This is a genomic window from Pedobacter sp. ASV12 (assembly GCF_016429155.1).
Lineage (GTDB): Bacteria > Bacteroidota > Bacteroidia > Sphingobacteriales > Sphingobacteriaceae > Pedobacter.
The window spans coordinates 1-17,928 of sequence record NZ_JAELUC010000080.1; the positions used below are offsets into that span (position 1 = coordinate 1).

The 17,928-nt window shown below is 44.7% G+C and carries 19 protein-coding genes; 16 read left to right on the forward strand and 3 right to left on the reverse strand.

Going from position 1 to position 17,928, the window contains the following annotated elements; genetic code table 11:
• Positions 1–213, forward strand: a 213-nt coding sequence (locus tag JHD69_RS15910; RefSeq protein ID WP_199141337.1) for a hypothetical protein, incomplete at its 5' end; no start/stop codon positions are given.
• Here the strand turns inward: JHD69_RS15910 and JHD69_RS15915 are convergent.
• Positions 177–1,802 carry a KUP/HAK/KT family potassium transporter gene (locus JHD69_RS15915; protein WP_199141338.1) on the reverse strand — a complete coding sequence of 542 codons (1,626 nt, stop codon included), beginning with the start codon at positions 1,800–1,802 and terminating at the stop codon, positions 177–179. The two genes, JHD69_RS15910 and JHD69_RS15915, sit on opposite strands and share 37 nt — an antisense overlap.
• Before the next feature lie 271 nt (positions 1,803–2,073).
• On the opposite strand from JHD69_RS15915, the gene JHD69_RS15920 reads away from it, so the two are divergent.
• From JHD69_RS15920 to JHD69_RS15980, 13 genes are all read left to right on the forward strand, one after another.
• Complete coding sequence (locus JHD69_RS15920) at positions 2,074–2,520, forward strand: T9SS type A sorting domain-containing protein (RefSeq protein WP_199141339.1); 447 nt, start codon at positions 2,074–2,076, stop codon at positions 2,518–2,520.
• 28 nt (positions 2,521–2,548) lie between these two features.
• Positions 2,549–3,160, forward strand: a complete 612-nt coding sequence (locus JHD69_RS15925) for a fumarylacetoacetate hydrolase family protein (RefSeq protein WP_199141340.1) — start codon at positions 2,549–2,551, stop codon at positions 3,158–3,160.
• 32 nt (positions 3,161–3,192) lie between these two features.
• The gene (locus tag JHD69_RS15930; RefSeq protein WP_233165969.1) at positions 3,193–4,920 is read left to right on the forward strand and encodes a M23 family metallopeptidase; all 1,728 of its coding nucleotides are present in this window, start codon (positions 3,193–3,195) and stop codon (positions 4,918–4,920) included.
• A 146-nt stretch (positions 4,921–5,066) separates the two neighbouring features.
• Positions 5,067–5,531, forward strand: a complete 465-nt coding sequence (bcp, locus tag JHD69_RS15935) for a thioredoxin-dependent thiol peroxidase (RefSeq protein WP_199141342.1) — start codon at positions 5,067–5,069, stop codon at positions 5,529–5,531.
• Positions 5,532–5,625: 94 nt separating this feature from the next.
• Positions 5,626–6,471: a transketolase gene (locus tag JHD69_RS15940; RefSeq protein WP_199141343.1), complete on the forward strand. Its 846-nt coding sequence runs from the start codon at positions 5,626–5,628 to the stop codon at positions 6,469–6,471.
• Between the two features lie 76 nt (positions 6,472–6,547).
• On the forward strand, positions 6,548–7,504 hold the full coding sequence (locus JHD69_RS15945; protein ID WP_199141344.1) for a transketolase family protein: 957 nt from the start codon (positions 6,548–6,550) through the stop codon (positions 7,502–7,504).
• Between the two features lie 122 nt (positions 7,505–7,626).
• Positions 7,627–8,178 carry an RNA polymerase sigma factor gene (locus JHD69_RS15950; protein ID WP_199141345.1) on the forward strand — a complete coding sequence of 184 codons (552 nt, stop codon included), beginning with the start codon at positions 7,627–7,629 and terminating at the stop codon, positions 8,176–8,178.
• 123 nt (positions 8,179–8,301) lie between these two features.
• Positions 8,302–8,922: a hypothetical protein gene (locus JHD69_RS15955; RefSeq protein ID WP_199141346.1), complete on the forward strand. Its 621-nt coding sequence runs from the start codon at positions 8,302–8,304 to the stop codon at positions 8,920–8,922.
• A gap of 6 nt (positions 8,923–8,928) precedes the next feature.
• On the forward strand, positions 8,929–9,372 hold the full coding sequence (locus JHD69_RS15960; RefSeq protein ID WP_233165970.1) for a hypothetical protein: 444 nt from the start codon (positions 8,929–8,931) through the stop codon (positions 9,370–9,372).
• A 212-nt stretch (positions 9,373–9,584) separates the two neighbouring features.
• The gene (locus JHD69_RS15965; protein ID WP_199141348.1) at positions 9,585–10,775 is read left to right on the forward strand and encodes an aspartate aminotransferase family protein; all 1,191 of its coding nucleotides are present in this window, start codon (positions 9,585–9,587) and stop codon (positions 10,773–10,775) included.
• Positions 10,776–10,830: 55 nt separating this feature from the next.
• A complete protein-coding gene (locus tag JHD69_RS15970; RefSeq protein ID WP_199141349.1) occupies positions 10,831–11,838 on the forward strand; it encodes a hypothetical protein in 1,008 nt (335 codons plus the stop codon).
• Positions 11,835–12,512 (forward strand): response regulator transcription factor, encoded by a 678-nt coding sequence (locus JHD69_RS15975; RefSeq protein WP_199141350.1) that lies wholly within the window; start codon positions 11,835–11,837, stop codon positions 12,510–12,512. Before JHD69_RS15970 ends, JHD69_RS15975 begins: the two co-directional genes overlap by 4 nt.
• Before the next feature lie 42 nt (positions 12,513–12,554).
• A complete protein-coding gene (locus JHD69_RS15980) occupies positions 12,555–13,874 on the forward strand; it encodes a sensor histidine kinase (RefSeq protein WP_199141351.1) in 1,320 nt (439 codons plus the stop codon).
• A gap of 239 nt (positions 13,875–14,113) precedes the next feature.
• On the opposite strand, the gene JHD69_RS15985 is transcribed toward JHD69_RS15980, so the two are convergent.
• Entirely contained in the window at positions 14,114–15,034 is a 921-nt protein-coding gene (locus tag JHD69_RS15985) for a DUF58 domain-containing protein (protein WP_199141352.1), read from the reverse strand.
• Positions 15,035–15,091: 57 nt separating this feature from the next.
• Here JHD69_RS15985 and JHD69_RS15990 point away from each other — a divergent pair, with 57 nt between their 5' ends.
• Positions 15,092–16,030 (forward strand): DUF3078 domain-containing protein, encoded by a 939-nt coding sequence (locus tag JHD69_RS15990; protein ID WP_199141353.1) that lies wholly within the window; start codon positions 15,092–15,094, stop codon positions 16,028–16,030.
• A 79-nt stretch (positions 16,031–16,109) separates the two neighbouring features.
• Here JHD69_RS15990 and JHD69_RS15995 read toward each other — a convergent pair whose 3' ends face one another.
• Positions 16,110–17,321, reverse strand: a complete 1,212-nt coding sequence (locus JHD69_RS15995; protein ID WP_199141354.1) for a PQQ-dependent sugar dehydrogenase — start codon at positions 17,319–17,321, stop codon at positions 16,110–16,112.
• 366 nt (positions 17,322–17,687) lie between these two features.
• Between JHD69_RS15995 and JHD69_RS16000 the strand changes: the two genes are divergently transcribed.
• A partial coding sequence (locus JHD69_RS16000) for a hypothetical protein (RefSeq protein WP_199141355.1) occupies positions 17,688–17,928 on the forward strand: 241 nt, incomplete at its 3' end.

Genomic DNA, 17,928 nt, shown 5'->3' on the forward strand with positions numbered 1-17,928 from the left:
CCCCCCCCCCCCCCCCCCCCCCCCCCCCCCCCCCCCCCCCCCCCCCCCCCCCCCCCCCCCCCCCCCCCCCCCCCCCCCCCCCCCCCCCCCCCCCCCCCCCCCCCCCCCCCCCCCCCCCCCCCCCAACCCCCCCCCCCCCCACCCACACCACCCCATGTCGTGGTTCGTCGGCAGCGTCAGATGTGTATAAGAGACAGGAATTCAACCTTATAATCCATCGTATACGGCTCGTCCATTACATCTACGTGTACCAACCAGTACACATCGGCCCGTTTAGGCTCTTTCGGGATAATGGAATAAATGATTTTCGATTCGATTTCTGTTTTGAAATTGGCACTGGTGAGGTACACCAAGTGCGACGAATACTTGGGCACCGAAATGTCATCGCTCAGCTCTTTGATAATCTGGTAATAATCTTCGATGTCGACATATTTTACAAAACGGTTCTTGATTTTCCGGGCCACATACCAACCCCACATCACCGTAAACAAGGCCGAACCCAGCAATACGGTCAACCAGCCACCTTCTAAAAACTTGTGTAGATTACTTACCAAAAACGTTCCTTCGATCAACACGTAGGTTACAATAAAAGTAATGACCAAATACCGCGGAAACCGCCTGCTCCTGAGGTAATAAGTAACCAATATGGTGGTCATGAGCATGGCAATGGTAATGGAGAGGCCATAAGCCGCATCCATTCTTTCAGAGCGTTCGAAGAAAAATACGATTCCACAGCAACCAATCCAGAGCATCCAGTTGATAGACGGCACATACAATTGGCCCTTGGTAACCGAAGGATAAACAATACGTATTTTTGGCCATAAATTGAGCCGCACGGCTTCCGAAATAAGCGTAAACGAACCACTAATCAAAGCCTGACTGGCAATAACAGCTGCCATGGTAGCCAATACCACCATTGGGATCTGAAACTGCCCCGGAACAATTTGAAAAAAGGCATTCACCTTTGAGCTGGGCACATAGCTGCGCATGTTGTGGATAATCCAAACACCCTGACCCAAATAGTTGAAAATGAGCATAACTTTCACAAAAATCCAGCTGATGCGGATATTGTTCCGGCCGCAATGGCCCAGGTCCGAATATAAGGCCTCGGCTCCGGTTGTACATAGGAAAACACCGCCCAAAATCACAAAAGCCTTCGGATGGCTAACCAGCAAGTTGATGGCATGATACGGGTTCAAGGCTGCGAAAATACTCAGGTCTTTCACAATAAACGACATGCCTAGAATACCCAATACGGCAAACCATACAAACATAACCGGGCCAAAAAGCTTGCCCACCAAATTGGTACCGAACTGCTGGATAACGAACAACACGGTTAAAATGGCAATCACAATAGGCATGACCTGAATGTGCTCAAATTTATTGGTGAGGCCCTCTATGGCCGAAGTTACCGTAATACTTGGGGTAATAATACCATCGGCAAGCAGTGCACAGCCGCCCACAATAGCCGGTATAACCAGCCATTTGGCCTTTTTGCGCACCAAAGAAAACAGCGAAAAAATACCGCCCTCGCCCTTGTTATCGGCCCTGAGGGTAATAATTACATACTTGATGGTGGTTTGCAGGGTCAGCGTCCAGATGATGCACGACAATACCCCCAGCACAATGGCAGGCGTAATACCGTTGGGATTAGTTACCTGACCATCCTTTATTCCCAAAACAGTGGTAAAAATGGCATTGAGGGTATATAAGGGTGAAGTACCGATATCGCCAAAAACAATTCCCAAACTAATCAAAACGCCACCTGCAGTAAGGGCATTCACATTTTTATGACTTGACACGTGCTAAATTTTTATGACTTGAATTGCTAAAAATTGAGTTGCAAAATTAATTAAATAATTGTGATTAAGTCTATAATATTTTTCACCCATATTTTGCTCAAAAAAAAGTCAAAAAAATTAAAAATAGCAGCGGTGTTAAATATTGTTAAATATTGATTTAATCAACAAAATGTTTGATTTCTTTGTTTAATTATTTATATTTTTGCCAGCAGTCAACATGAATTTAAAGTCGAAAATAGCGTTCTCCCTGAGCGTACTATGCACATGCTGCATGGTAGCTTTCTTGAGCAATGCTGCTTTTGCCCAAAAAATAGACACAACGGCCATTACGCTAAAACCAAAGCCCAAAACGGTAAGTCGTGTACCTGTAATCAAAGCCAACATACAGCCCTACAAGCCTGCCTTTAACCTTTCGAGCGCCAATACGAATACCGGCGTTACGGTTAAGTCGGGCAAAATATTAACCGTGCTCAAACTTTACCCCAATCCGGTAAACGAACAGCTCAACATCAGTCTGCGCCTAGACCGCGAAAGCACATTATCCATTAAAATCACCGACCTGTTAGGCAACGACGTACTGGTGCTGGCCAACGAACGCACACCCGCAGGCGAACAGACCAAAACCTATACCATTCCAAACAAACTGAATGCTGGCATCTATTTTCTGAGGATTGTTGCCGGTGGAGAGCAGGTAGTTAAACGGATTTCGGTACTGTAATTCCCTATTTGTTTCTTATTTTTGTTTCATGAAGATTATTGCCATCGGCCGCAACTATGCTGCGCATGCCAAAGAATTGAACAATGCCATTCCCACAAAGCCTGTTATATTTTTAAAGCCCGATACGGCTGTTTTAAAAGACAACAAGCCTTTCTATATCCCCGATTTCTCAACAGACATCCACTACGAATTGGAAGTGGTGCTTAAAATCTGCAAGGAAGGCAAGCACATTGCCGAAAAATTCGCAGCCAACTATTACGACGAAATTGGCTTGGGCATTGATTTCACCGCCCGCGACATCCAAAGCGAACTCAAGGAAAAAGGCTTGCCATGGGAATTAGCCAAAGCTTTCGACAACTCGGCCGCCATTAGCTCCTTTACCCCAAAGGCCGAATTTGGCGACCCCTACCAGTTGCAGTTCGAACTACAGGTGAACCAAGAAACGCGCCAAAATGGACATACCAGCAATTTGCTGTTCTCTTTCGAAAAAATCATTGCCTTTGTTTCCCAATACATCACCCTTAAAAAAGGCGACCTCATTTTTACGGGCACGCCCGAAGGTGTTGGCCGGGTAAAACAAGGCGATCATTTAGAAGCCTGGCTGCAAGGCAAACCTTTACTCAATTTCCACATTAAATAATACCGATGCTTCCTTTGAAAAATATTTTGGACTTGCCAAAGTCCCTATGCCCTTATTTAACTGCCCTGTTCTTGCTATTGTGCCTACAAACCCAGGCGCAACAGGTTTTTAGCGGCAACGTTTATCCCCTAACCGATTTCAGGCAGCCATTGGATATTGTGCCACCAGCCTTGGCCGGATCTTTCGGCGAACTGAGGGCCAACCACTTCCATTCGGGCATCGATTTTCGGACCAACCAACGCATCGGCTACCCGGTTTATGCCACTGCCGACGGCTACATTTCGAGGCTACGCGTACAGAACAGCGGTTTTGGCCTAGCCTTATACATTGTGCACCCCAATGGCTTTACTTCTGTTTATGGGCACCTCTCTCGTTTCAGTCCAAAAATTGCACAACAGGTAAAAGCCATCCAATACAAAAACAAATCGTACGAAATAGACGAATTTCCCAATGCCGACCTGCTTCCTGTTCGTAAAGGCGAAATCATTGCCTATTCGGGCAATACCGGCAGTTCTGGCGGACCGCACCTGCATTTCGAGCTGCGCGACAGCAAAACCGAAGCCACCATTAACCCACAGTTGTTAGGCATCGAAATACCAGACAATATTCCGCCAGTTATCTATTCGATGTATGTATACCGTTTAAATGGAAAGCCTTTTAACGAATTTACGCCCAAACAATATTTTCAGGTAGTGGGAGGCAACGGAAAATACAACATCAACAAGGTAAGCACTATCCATTTAAGTGGCGAAGTAGGTTTCGGCATCATCACTACCGATAAGCACAACGGCCTCTCGGGTCTTAATGGCGTATACTCCATCCAATTAGAATTAGATGGCGCCTTGGTTTATACATCGGCATTAGAACAGTTTAGCTTTGAGAATAGTAAGGCCATCAATTCGCACATTGATTATCCTGCCTTTTTAAACCTCCGAAAAAGCATCCAAAAAAGCTTCGTAGATCCGGGCAATCCGTTGCAGATCTACAGCAATTTGGTCAACAATGGACGCATGACCTTCAACGATGGCAAATTGCACGAAATAAAGTATATCATCAGCGATTCGAAAGGCAACAAAAGCACGCTGCAGTTTAATGTATTGGCCGACCCTAAAGCCGTTATCCATACGCCAGCCTCGCCCGAAGGCATCTCCTTTCCATACAACAAAGCCAACGAGTACAATAGCGACGACGTGAAGATTATTTTGCCGAAGGGCACCTTATACAACGACCTTAATTTCATTTACAAAAAACTGCCTAAGCCAACACACAATGCGTTTTCGGCCGTACATCAGGTACAGAACAGCCAAACACCGCTCCACACCGGCTTCGAAATCTGGATCAAGGCCGACAGCAGCCTGAGCAAATACCAGAACAAAGCATTGATTGTCAACACCAACCGCTCATCGCAAGGTGGCTATTTTGAAAACGGCTATGTGAAGGCTACGCCCCGCAGTTTTGGCAGTTTCTTTATCGCCATCGATACCGTTGCCCCAAGCATTGTTCCGGTAAATATCGCTCCGGGCAAGAATATGTCTGAGTTAAGTAAAATGAGCTTCAGGATTAGCGACAACCTTTCGGGAATTAAGAGTTTTAATGGCTATATTGACGGCAAATGGATATTGATGGAGTTCGACACCAAAACGGCAAGCCTTTGGCATACTTTCGACGAAAGAACAACGCCAGGCAAACATAGCTTCGAGTTGCTTGTTGAAGATATGAAAGGCAATACCAAACGTTACGCCATCGAATTTACCAGATAGTGCATGGGCTGATGAGCAGGTTGGCCCAAGATTGTCAACCAAAAACCGCCAACTGTAAACTGCGAACCGAAAACTATCAACTATGGACTATCGATTGTGGACTGTAGACTATTAACTATCGATTTAACCCCTAAAAAATACTCAACATGGCAACACTTCAAATCGGAGATCAAGCTCCGGCATTTACTTCAAAAGACCAAAACGGAAACGCCGTTTCGCTCAACCAGTTTAAAGGACAAAAAGTAGTGCTTTATTTTTATCCGAAAGACGATACGCCTGGCTGTACCGCCGAGGCCTGCGATTTCAGGGATAATTACCAGGGATTGAAGGCTAAGGGCATAGAAGTGCTTGGCGTGAGCGTAGACGACGAAAAATCGCATCAGAAATTCATCAATAAACACAGCCTGCCCTTTACGCTCCTGGCCGATACCGACAAGTCCATTGTAGAAGCTTATGGCGTTTGGGGCGAAAAAAACATGTACGGCAAAAAATACATGGGCACGAACCGCACCACCTTCGTCATCGACGAAAACGGCAAAATCGAACACATCATTACCAAGGTAGACACCAAAAGCCCAACGGCCCAAGTACTTGAGCTGTTAAACAAATAATAAATTCTACCCATTAACTAGTGTTTTTAAATTCAACTTTCTACCTTAGCAACCATAATAAGATTACCTTTGTTACCATAACAATTTTACTTTAATGAAACATACAATTAGTGAACTAGAAGACATTGCCTCGCAAGTAAGAAGAGATGTGCTGAGAATGGTACATGCCGTTCAATCTGGACACCCGGGCGCCTCCTTAGGCTGCGCCGATTTCTTTACCGCGTTATATTACGAGGTACTGAACCACTCGCCAAAATTCACCATGGACGGTACTGGCGAAGATTTATTTTTCCTCTCAAACGGACATATTTCGCCGGTTTGGTATAGCGTGTTGGCAAGATCTGGTTATTTTGAAGTAAGCGAACTGGCTACTTTCAGAAAACTTGATTCTAGGTTACAAGGTCACCCTACCACCCACGAAGGCCTGCCAGGCATCCGCGTGGCCTCCGGCTCGTTGGGCCAAGGTCTTTCAGTAGCCATCGGCGCTGCCCTCACCAAAAAACTGAACAACGACAAAGGCCTGATTTATACCCTTCAGGGCGATGGCGAGTTGCAGGAAGGACAAAACTGGGAAGCCTTTATGTTTGCGCCTTTCCACAAGGTAGACAACCTGATTGCCAGCATTGATTACAACGGCCAACAGATTGACGGACCAACCGAGAAAGTGCTTTCGTTAGAAAATCTTCAAGCCAAGTTCGAAGCTTTTGGCTGGCATGTCATCACCTCCGACGGCAACGATATGGAGCAGATTGTAAAAGCCCTGCACTATGCCAAATCCCTAACCGGAAAAGGCAAGCCGATCTTAAACTTGATGAGTACCCAAATGGGCTATGGCGTCGATTTTATGGTAGGCACCCACAAATGGCACGGTTCTGCCCCAAGCGATGCACAATTGGCCGTAGCTTTATCGCAACTTAAAGAAACCCTTGGAGATTATTAATTCGTATGGCGTATTGAGAAATGCGTATAGAGCTTAAATCACAATACGCAATACGCCGTACCCTATACTTATTATAATGAAAAAATACACATACACCGAAAAAAAAGATACACGTTCAGGTTTTGGAGCGGGCCTGCATGAAGCCGGCAAACGCAATGAAAACGTAGTTGCTCTTTGCGCCGATTTAAAAGGCTCTTTGAAAATGGACGATTTCGCCAACGATTTTCCCGAGCGATTTGTACAAGTAGGTATCGCCGAAGCCAATATGATGGGCATCGCTGCCGGCATGACCATTGGTGGCAAAATTCCTTTTACAGGTACTTTCGCCAACTTTTCTACTGGCAGGGTTTACGATCAAATCCGTCAATCTATTGCCTACTCGGGTAAGAACGTAAAAATATGTGCTTCACACGCTGGGCTAACCTTAGGCGAAGACGGCGCAACCCACCAAATCCTGGAAGATATCGGCCTGATGAAAATGTTGCCGGGCATGACCGTGATCAACCCTTGCGACTACAACCAAACCAAGGCTGCTACCTTAGCCATTATGGAGCATGAAGGACCCGTTTACCTGCGTTTTGGCCGTCCGGTTATTCCGGTATTCACCCCGGCCGACCAAAAATTCGAAATCGGCAAGGCCTGGATGGTCAACGAAGGAACCGATGTAACCATCATCGCCACTGGCCACATGGTTTGGAGAGCCATAGAAGCCGGCGAGAAACTGGCCGAATTGGGTATCGATGCCGAAATCATAAACATCCACACCATTAAGCCTTTAGATGAAGAAGCCATCCTTAAATCAGTCAAGAAAACAGGTTGCGTGGTCACCTGCGAAGAACATAACAAATATGGAGGCTTGGGCGAGAGCGTTGCCCGCCTGCTTACCACCGAGTTGCCTACGCCGCAAGAATTTGTTGCCGTAAACGACAGCTTTGGCGAAAGCGCTACGCCAGACCAGCTCATGACCAAGTACAAATTGGATCCGGCTGATATCGTAGCCGCTGCTCAAAAAGTAATCAAAAGAAAAGCCTAGTGATCAAAACTTGGCGAAGGCACAAGGTGCATAAAGAAAATAAGCTTTGTGAACTTTGTGCCTTTGTTGTATATTAAGCCCGTTAAAAGCGTTTAAAAACTATCGTCAACTACCTAGCTGCAATGAAACAAGCTGAAGACTCGGAGATACTGCAAAAGTTTGGTGTTGAAAAGACGCGGAACGAGGCTTTCAATTTGCTCCTTCAAAAATACCAGCAAAAAATATACTGGCACATCCGCAGGCTGGTAATCGACCATGACGATGCCGATGATCTGGTCCAGGAATCTTTTGTAAAAGTTTGGAAAAACCTGGGCAATTTCAGGAGCGATTCGCAACTGTACACCTGGATCTACCGCATTGCCACCAACGAATGCATCACCTTTTTGAATAAGAAAAAGCTCAAAAACAATGTTTCGCTTGACGATGTGGGCAACGAACTGGCCGAAAGCCTGGCTTCCTCAACTTATTTCGATGGCGACAAAATCCAACGCAAGCTACAGGAAGCCGTACTGAAACTACCAGAGAAACAGCGTATTATTTTTAACATGAAGTATTTCGACGATATGAAGTACGACGAGATATCGGAGGTTTTGGGTACCAGCGTTGGTGCTTTAAAGGCTTCTTTTCACATCGCCGTCAAAAAAATAGAAAGTATTTTATTAAATGAAGATTGAGGCATTAAACCTTTTGCTATAAAAACCATCAATAATACGTGATGAATAAAAATAATGGAACCCTCATGAGTTTCGATTAAAAATCATCCACTACTCATGAGGGCTTCATAACCGAAAAAGAAGATGAAAGACAATGAAAATATGGAATGGGAAAAGGAAGCGGCATTTTTAGCCGGCTTGCCAAGAACTACGCCATATCGTGTGCCGGAGAATTATTTTGACCACTTGCAATTGCATATCAATCAATCGGTTTTTGTTGAGGGTTTGATGCAAAAAGAAGATCAGGGCTTTACCGTTCCGCAAAATTATTTTGAGGATTTGGCTTGGCAGATCGAAGACCGTATTGCGACAGACCAGCTTCGAACACTGACGGCAACAGATGGCTTTAAAACCCCAACAGGTTATTTTGAAAAGCTGCAGGCCGATATTTTAAGCCAAACCGTAGCGAGCAAATCGAAACCGAAAACAATCAGGCTTTGGCAGTCTGATTTGATGAGATACGTTTCGGCGGCCTGTTTTATTGTATTAACCGCTTCCGGATTGTACCTGAACCAGCAGCATACCATTAAACAAAACCGCAAAATCGAATTAGCCAACGAACAAATGCTTTATGACATCGACGAAAGTGTAATCATCGAACATTTGGAGGAAGGCCAAAATGCCAACGCTTCTGCTTCAGATACAGAAATGGAAAACTATATCCTAAATCATTTTTCATCGAGTGATTTGTCGAATAACTTATAAAAATTAATGATGAGGAATTTAATTATCGCTTTATTGCTCTTTCCAACACTGGCCCTGGCACAGGGTTTGAGAATGGACGAGAAAATGGAAGCCTACAAAGTAACCTGGCTAACAACCAAGCTCGATCTTTCGGCCGATGAGGCCAAGATTTTCTGGCCGATTTACAACGATTATACCAGAGAGCAAAGTACGCTGAGAAAAGAGCGTATGCAACAAATGATCAGTTTCAGAAAAATCAAGGAGATTGACGATTTATCTGATACCGAAATACAAAGCTTGATTTTAAACGATTTCGATTTTAGGCAAAAAGACCTCAACATCGAACGCAAGTACTACAACAAGTTCAAGTCGAATTTGCCGATTAAACTCGTTGGCAAGTTTTACAGGGCACAGGAAGCCTTTAAAAAGGAGCTGCTGAACAATTACAGGGGGCAGCATCCCAGACAATAAAAAATGAACGATTAAAAAAGAATCCCATGGGTCACCGGTCCATGGGATTTCTTTTTTAACTTAAATGAACTCAGAACGCCGGTCTCTACTTCGGCTAATCTACTAAGTTTCCGTAAAAATACTATTTAATCGTAACAAAATTGTATTTGTAACTAAATTTTTAGTAAAAATTAGCTGAAAACTAGCAAAGCTTTTTTGTGTATTTTTGCTCCATGTTAACACAACGCGAGCTTTTTTTAAAGCATAATGCCCAAACTTCGCCCACTCCCCTGTTGCTCGAGTTTATAAAAGCCAATGGGCTTTACATGTACGATGCCGCAGGCAAAAAATACATGGATCTTATTGCTGGCATTGGCGTTAGCAATGTAGGCCACTGCCATCCTAATGTGGTAAAAGCCATCCAACAGCAGGCCGAAACCTATATGCACCTGATGGTTTATGGAGAATACGTGCAAAGTCCGCAGGTAAATTTTGCCGAGGCACTGGCCAAGGTACTTCCAGCCCACCTGAGCTGCACCTATTTTGTGAACTCGGGCGCCGAAGCGGTTGAAGGCGCCATGAAGCTGGCCAAAAGATTTACCGGACGCCACAAGCTCATCGCCTGCAAAAACAGCTATCACGGCAGCACCCAGGGTGCGTTGAGCTTAATGGGCAATGAAGAATTTAAACAGGCTTACCGCCCCTTGCTTCCCGCCATCGAGTTTATCGGGTTCAACTCGCTACCCGATCTCGAAAAAATAGACCAGCAAACCGCCGCGGTTTTTATAGAGACCATACAAGGCGAAGCCGGCATCAGGGTGCCTGAGGCAGGCTATTTAAAAGCGCTTCGCGAAAAATGTACGCAAATGGGCACCTTGTTGGTGTTCGACGAAATACAATGTGGTTTTGGCCGTACAGGCAGGTTATTTGGTTTTGAGCATTTTGACGTCATGCCTGATATCTTATTATTGGCCAAGGGTATTGGAGGCGGTATGCCAATTGGTGCTTTTGTGGCCTCTGAGGCCATCATGTCAGTTTTCACCAACAATCCGATCTTGGGCCATATTACCACTTTTGGTGGCCATCCGGTAAGCTGCGCAGCGGGCCTGGCTACCCTAAACACCATCGTAGAAGAAAACCTGGTGGCAGCTGTTGAAGCCAAGGGCCAGCTTTTCAAAAAGCTGCTGCAACACCCGGCCATCAAGGAAATCAGGGGCAAAGGCCTGATGCTGGCCGTTGAGTTTGACAGCTATGAAACCAACAAAGCCATTATCGACGGCTGTATTGCCGATGGCGTGATTACCGATTGGTTTTTGCACTGTAGCAACTCCATGCGCATAGCTCCTCCTTTAACCATCACAGAAAAAGAAATTGAAAACTCTTGTGCAATTATATTAAAAAACGTAGTTTCAGTTTGTGGTTAATGCCTTATTGCCCATTAAAGTCTTTTTTCACAAAAGCATACCATTCTATTTTGACATGAAAAAACAATTCGTCATCTCTTGTTTTGCATTACTTACCTCATTAAACATTTTTGCTCAAAACACAAATAACGTTTTCGAAATTGCCTTACCAGAAGTAAAAATCAAAAATAGCTTATATCATACTTTAAATGTACTCGATTCTAGGCTGGACACTACACATTTTGGGATTGTCCAACTCGGTGCCTTTAATCGGAAAACCGAAGTTAAAATAAGTACGCCTATTGAAGCCCAGCTCCAAAAGGCATTTCACCATCAGCTTGACAGCGCTGCACAAAATGGAAAGCTTCTATTCCAAATCAGGCAGTTCTATTTTGCAGAAATTACAAGTGCCTTTAGCGAAAAAGGCTACTGTTACCTGAAAGCAGATTTATATACCAATAATAATGGTAATTATAAAAGGTTGGCGCGTATAGATACGGTAGCCATTGTAAGTGCCATGGATGTAACCAAGTTACTCATGCGCCAATCAAGCAAACTAATTACCGATTTTATTGCAATAAGTGCAACCCAAAAACCAGTAGATGGGGAAAGCTATACTTTTGCCGACATCATGAAAATTGATGACATAGAAAAAAGCAAAATCAAGTTATATACCACCGACAATCTGGTAGATGGCGTTTATCAAACCTATTCAGACTTCAAGCTACAACAGCCAAACAGCAATGATTTTACGGTAAGCAAACACCAGGAGCCTAAGGTTTTTATAGAAAAAGAAGGAAAGAAACAACAGCTCAAACCAAAAGAAATATATGCTTTTGTAAAGGAGGGAAAAGCGTACATTGCGACCGAATATGGCTATTATCCGTTAACTAAACGAGATAACAACTTTTACTTTAATGGAAAGATAAAAGTTACTGCAGATAATGCAAGTGTGATGTCGGCTTCCCTTTTCTTTGGTCTTATTGGGGGCTTAATTGCATCGATGCCAAATGCTCAAACATCAGAACTAAAAATAGACCACCAGACCGGAGAATTCATTCGCGAAAAAACAACTGCAAAATGAACGTATTGATTGTAGAAGACGAAAAAGGCTTGGCCCTCGAAATGGACGAGTTCCTCAGTAGGGAAGGATACATTGTGGAACATGCCTGGAAAAAATCGTCTGCCGAAGAAAAAATATTTGTCAACCAATATGATTTTATCCTATTGGATTTGGGTCTGCCCGATGGAGACGGTTTCGAAGTGCTTAAACAGCTCAAAAACCTCAAAGACCGCGACGATGCCGTTATTATTTTAACTGCCAGAAGTGCTGTTGACGACCGCATCAAAGGCCTGGATGGCGGTGCCGACGATTACTTGGCCAAGCCATTTTCGCTGAACGAGCTTTTGGCCAGGATGCACGCCATCATCCGTAGAAAGCACAAGCTCGAAAAAAACGAATTCAATATCCACGATTTTGTGCTCGATATCCAGAACCGTACCGTTTCCTATCAAAACGAAAGGGTGCCTTTAACCAAAAAGGAATTTGAGATCTTCAACTACCTGGTACTGAACAAAAACCGTGTGGTATCGCGCATGAGCCTAACCGAACATGTTTGGGGCGATATTTTGGAAGTGAACTCCGACTCGAACTTTGTTGATGTACACGTTAAAAACCTGCGCAAAAAACTGAGCCAATGTGCCAAAGCCGATTGGTTCGAAACCGTAAGGAGCATCGGCTACAGGATTAACTGTTAAAAGGCCCTTCATTAAAAGCCTAATCCATACACTCGAGAAATCATGAACCTGCAAGCAAAATTTGCCCTTTACAATGCCATCACCAAGATTGCCATAATTTTAGTATTGGGCTTGATTATTTTGCTTTCGCTCGAAACCATTTCTTCGCACCATTTGGATGGCCGTTTAACCAAAAAAAGGCTCAAGGTAATTGCCAACCTCAGCAGCAGCGAAATCGACAGCTTGTTAAACATCCAGCATTCGTTTACCGACTACAACATCTTGAAAGACGAGTTTGTAGTACTCAACATCGTTCCCAAAACCGCAAAGCTCGACACCACCATTTCATTTACTACCGAGCGTCGCGAAATTGAAGGCGACACAGAAATTTACCGGATTTTAAACGAACAGTTCGAATACGACAACAAGCGCTACAAGCTAGAGCTTGGCGAAACCATGACAGCCATGCAGGCCGTCAAAACAACCATCAGGTTTTACATGCTCATTGTACTGGTTATTGCCTTGCTGGTAACCCTGATTACCGATTTTGCCTTTACCAAATTCATTTTAAAACCCTTTTATCAAATCATAGACCAAAAGCTGAATAAGGTAAACGACCCCACTTCCTACAATTACCAGAACATTCCGACACATACCACCGATTTTAAGATTTTAGACAACAGCATCAACTCGCTGATGCGCAAAATATCGACCCTGTTTTCGCTCGAGAAACAGTTTATCGCCAATGTGTCGCACGAACTGCTAACCCCTATTTCTATCCTCTCGGGTAGACTGGAAAACATCCTGGCAGCCGAAAATCTGCCAGAAGAGCACGAAAACAAGTTGTTGGCTTCCCTCAAAACCCTCAACCGCCTAAAAGTCATCATCAACAGCCTCCTGCTCATTTCAAAGGTAGAAAACGACCAATACGTTAAAACCGATCAGATCCATGTTAAAGACGAGCTGGAAGAGATTTACGAAACCCTGGAAGACCGTATACAAGACAAAAAGCTGAGCTACACCAATGAGGTAAACGAAGATTTTAAGCTGGTAGGCAACCAGGCTTTGTTTCATACCCTGCTGGTCAACATCATCAACAATGCCATCAAGTACAATGTAACCGGAGGCAGCATTATCATTAAAGACCGTTTAGAAGCCCACCGCTACCTGTTGAGCATTGCCGATACCGGAATAGGCATGGACAAAAAAATAATAGACAATGCCTTTAAGCGCTTTGAAAGGGAAAACGACGATAATGAAGAAGGTTTTGGCCTCGGATTGGCCATTGTAAACAGTATTGCCAAATTTCATCAGCTCGACATCAATATCCAATCAGAAAAGGGCAAAGGAGCGATTTTTACCATCGAGTTTCCGATTCTCTAACTTCTAATCGCAGTTTTGCGCAAGCTGAAGTATTCTTCATAAAATCTTCATAATCGAAAAGCATCTTTGAATAACAAAACACCAGAAGCGATTTCCGTTTTGTTATCTAAAAACTCATCAATAGTTTTTTAGTTTTCCGGTTACCCTTATCTGAACCTTTATGTATTGCAAAATACATGAAGGTTTTTTTGTTTTAATTAGCGCAATCAAGAGGCGAAAAGAAGGCAAGCCATAATTGTTTACCCCATTTTTTGGCGCTTGATCAGGTAAGCTTCCAGCACCTGGTCAAACCCAGCTTTGATGTCTGCATCAACCATATCAATCTTATACTGGGCACATTTCAGGGCCAGTTGTTGCCGATAATTGCCCATCTGCTCCAAATAGGCCTCTCTTACGTGCGAAGCATGAGCCTTTAGGGTGGCGCCCGTTTCCATATCCACAAACTCGTAAGGCCTATTGGCAAAATCAAAAGCCACCTCTTTGCTTTTATCGGTTACGTTAAAAAGTACAACTTCATGCTTATTAAACTTGAGGTGTTGCAGCGCCGAAAATAAGGCCGCGACTTTTTCTTCGTCGTGCACGGTTTGCAGCATATCGCTAAAAACAATAACCAAAGAACGCTTATGGATCAGGTCGGCCACCTGGTGTAAGGCAGTTGCCAAATTGGTAGTGATATTCATTTTCGGTGCTTTAAGCACCTGCTCCAGCTGGGCAAACAAGTATTTTTGATGCGTATTAGTCGATTTGGCCTGTGTATTTAAGCCGAGCTGGTCTGTAAACAAGCTCAAGCCAAAAGCATCGCGCTGCTGTTTCAGCAATTGGATCAATACGGCTGTGCTTTGTACGGCAAAAATGAGCTTGTTGTAGCTTTCGTCGGGATAATACATCGACGAAGAAGTATCGATTACAAACTGGCAACGCAGGTTGGTCTCTTCTTCGTAACGCTTGCTAAACAGCTTATCGGTTTTGGCAAACAGCTTCCAGTCGATGTTTTTTACCGTATCGCCGTTATTGTACAAGCGGTGTTCGGCAAACTCGACCGAAAATCCGTGAAAGGGACTTTTATGCAGCCCAGTTATAAAACCCTCTACCACCTGGCGGGCCAAGAGCTCCAAGTTGGCCTGCAGTTGCAGGTTTTCGTACGGGTTAATTGTTGCCATCAGGTAAAGCTAACAAAAGATTTTTTATTATTTTTAGTCTATTACTAAATCTCCGTTATGAAAAAATTCTACTTTTTATTAGCAACATTAGCCTTTGCGGCACTTGATGTCTATGCACAAACCGTACAAGGCGGCAAGGTAAACACCGAAAGCAACAAAATCCTGAACAAGCTCGATACCGCCAAGAAAAAGGAAGGCTGGACGGTTCGTGGCACCAACGTACTCTTATTAAACCAGGCTGCCTTTTCCAATTGGGTTGCAGGGGGCATCAACTCGGTTGCCTTAACCGCGCGAGGCGATTACGAGTTTAACCTGAAGAGGGGCAGCACGCTTTGGGAAAACCGCATTTTAATGGGGTATGGCCTAAGATCTGAGCAGGGTAGCGATGCCACCAAGGTAGAAGACGTCATTGACCTTACTTCTAAATATGGCCGTCAGATTAAACAAAGCAACTGGTACGCTGCCGCTGCGCTGAACCTGAAAACCCAGTTTAGCAAGGGCTACGATTATAGCAAGCCAGCACAAGGCTATATTTCTAATTTCATGGCGCCAGGTTACGTAACCATTGGTTTGGGGGTCGACTATATTCCGAATGATAATTTTCAGCTCAGTATTCATCCCTTAACTTCCCGCCTCACTTTTATTGGCGACAAGGCCGTTTTTGATCCCGACCACGACGGCATTTTAACCGATGCTTTTGGCGCCAAGCCCGGTGAGAATTTTGTATATCAATTTGGCGCTTATTTTGGGGGCAGGTACAAAGCCAAACTGATGGAAAACATCTTACTCGACAATCGTTTTGGCATTTTTAGCAATTACTTAGAAAAACCGCAGAACATGGTTTTGGCCTACAGCGCCATATTAGACATGAAAGTAAACAAGTTTATCTCTACGCAAATTACTGCCGACCTTTTTTACGACGACAATCAGATTGGCAAATTGCAGCTTAAAGAAACCCTTGGTGTGGGACTAACTTATAAGTTTGGAAAATATTAACGTTCTACTACTCTAAGGTTACTGCATAAAAAAGCCCCAACTCGATCGAGTTGGGGCTTTTGCTTTGTTGCAGCTATGCTTATTTTTTGGCAATTTTATAGAGGTTGCCTCCATCAGTGATGGCATAGAGTGCGCCGTCTTTGCCCTCTACCAAATCCCTGAAACGTTCGCCCTTATCGGCCAACAGTCTTTCTTCGCCTACAATTTTGTTGCTCTGAATCACCAGACGGATAATGTGCGAGCCACTTAAGGCGCCTACAAACAAATTACCTTTCCACTCGGCAATTTTGCTGCTGTTGTAGAAGGCAATACTGCCTGGCGAAATACTGGGGTTCCAGTAATAAATTGGCTGCTCCATTCCCTCTTTTTGCTGGATGCCATCGCCAACTTTTTTGCCACTGTATTCGGTACCGTAGGTAATAATGGGCCAGCCATAGTTTTTACCGGGCTTGATGATATTGACTTCGTCGCCACCTTTGGGGCCGAATTCTGCTTCCCAAAGCTCACCAGTTTGCGGATTAATGGCCAAACCATCCGGATTGCGCAAACCATAGGCATAAATCTCGGGGCGGGCATCGGCCTGTTTGGCAAAAGGCCCGTTGGGGACGGGTTTTCCGGCTGGGGTAAGGTGCAGGATCTTGCCCAGCGAAGAATTGAGGTATTGGGCCTGGATCCTGATGTCGTTTCCAGAGCGCTCGCCTGTACTTACAAAGAGGTTTCCGTTCTTATCAAATACAATCCTCGAACCGTATTGCAGTTTGCCACCATAAGCTGGTGTAGCTCTGTAAATGATCGTCTGGTTTTCAATAGCTGTTTCGCTGGCCGAAAGCTTGCCTTTGGCTATGGCTAATAAAACACCTTTTTCTTGCGGCTCTGCGTAGGCCCAGTAAATCATTCTGCTTTTTGCAAAATCGGGAGCCAAAGTTACATCCAACAAGCCACCTTGGCCAGATGCATCTACCTTAGGCAAGCCTGTAATGGTTTTTGAAAGCGTTCCGTTGGCCTGTAAAATAACCATGTTGCCGTATTTCTGCGAAATTAAAAATCGGCCATCAGGCATTACAGAAATACCCCAAGGGTTTTCGAGCTTATTATTGATTACGGTAATACTTAATGGCGTAGCGGTTTTAACAGCCTTGATCCGCGTCTGTCCGACAAAAGCGGGCTTATAATCAGCCGAAGGTTTTTGCGTTTCTACCGAATTTTGTGCCCAAAGCGAGGTGCTTCCCACACAATTGATTAAAACACCTGCCAACAACAGGTAGCGCATTTTACGATTGGGATGGTTCATGAGATTTGTTTTGTTTGCTTAAAAAAACGAAAAAATATCTGTAATCAAAAACACAATAGTGCGATAATAAGTTTTGAAAAGCTTTATCACAAAGGTGTTACCGCCATTTGCCCAGCAAACACATCTATTTGTTTATCAATAATTTAAAAAAAATATTTTAACAAATACCCGTTCGTTGCCTATAGCATGCAACTTTACCGAAGCTTCATTGTCTTGTTAACTGATTAATCAAACCAACTGTTAACAGCATGCCATTCGTTTAAGGTAGCGTTTATCAGCTCCGGTTTTTTCAAACTGCAGAGGATTCTGCAGCAGGCGTTCAAACCAAGAAAAGCAAAGACGTTGATAAACCTACCCACGGATGACATGAAACAAGCTACTAAACGCAAAGCCCCGAAACCATCAAGGTCTGTCTCTTATACACATCTGACGCTGCCGACGAACCACGACATGGGGTGGTGTGGGGGGGGGGGGGGGGGTGGTGTGGGGGGGGGGGGGGGGGGGGGGGGGGGGGGGGGGGGGGGGGGGGGGGGGGGGGGGGGGGGGGGGGGGGGGGGGGGGGGGGGGGGGGGGGGGGGGGGGGGGGGGGGGGGGGGGGGGGGGGGGG

Coding starts and splice junctions, on each gene's coding strand:
- JHD69_RS15920 (WP_199141339.1), top strand. CDS start 2,074: ATGGTAGCTTTCTTGAGCAATGCTGCTTTTGCCCAAAAAATAGACACA.
- JHD69_RS15925 (WP_199141340.1), top strand. CDS start 2,549: ATGAAGATTATTGCCATCGGCCGCAACTATGCTGCGCATGCCAAAGAA.
- bcp (WP_199141342.1), top strand. CDS start 5,067: ATGGCAACACTTCAAATCGGAGATCAAGCTCCGGCATTTACTTCAAAA.
- JHD69_RS15940 (WP_199141343.1), top strand. CDS start 5,626: ATGAAACATACAATTAGTGAACTAGAAGACATTGCCTCGCAAGTAAGA.
- JHD69_RS15945 (WP_199141344.1), top strand. CDS start 6,548: ATGAAAAAATACACATACACCGAAAAAAAAGATACACGTTCAGGTTTT.
- JHD69_RS15950 (WP_199141345.1), top strand. CDS start 7,627: ATGAAACAAGCTGAAGACTCGGAGATACTGCAAAAGTTTGGTGTTGAA.
- JHD69_RS15955 (WP_199141346.1), top strand. CDS start 8,302: ATGAAAGACAATGAAAATATGGAATGGGAAAAGGAAGCGGCATTTTTA.
- JHD69_RS15960 (WP_233165970.1), top strand. CDS start 8,929: ATGATGAGGAATTTAATTATCGCTTTATTGCTCTTTCCAACACTGGCC.
- JHD69_RS15965 (WP_199141348.1), top strand. CDS start 9,585: ATGTTAACACAACGCGAGCTTTTTTTAAAGCATAATGCCCAAACTTCG.
- JHD69_RS15970 (WP_199141349.1), top strand. CDS start 10,831: ATGAAAAAACAATTCGTCATCTCTTGTTTTGCATTACTTACCTCATTA.
- JHD69_RS15975 (WP_199141350.1), top strand. CDS start 11,835: ATGAACGTATTGATTGTAGAAGACGAAAAAGGCTTGGCCCTCGAAATG.
- JHD69_RS15980 (WP_199141351.1), top strand. CDS start 12,555: ATGAACCTGCAAGCAAAATTTGCCCTTTACAATGCCATCACCAAGATT.
- JHD69_RS15985 (WP_199141352.1), bottom strand. CDS start 15,034: ATGGCAACAATTAACCCGTACGAAAACCTGCAACTGCAGGCCAACTTG.
- JHD69_RS15990 (WP_199141353.1), top strand. CDS start 15,092: ATGAAAAAATTCTACTTTTTATTAGCAACATTAGCCTTTGCGGCACTT.
- JHD69_RS15995 (WP_199141354.1), bottom strand. CDS start 17,321: ATGAACCATCCCAATCGTAAAATGCGCTACCTGTTGTTGGCAGGTGTT.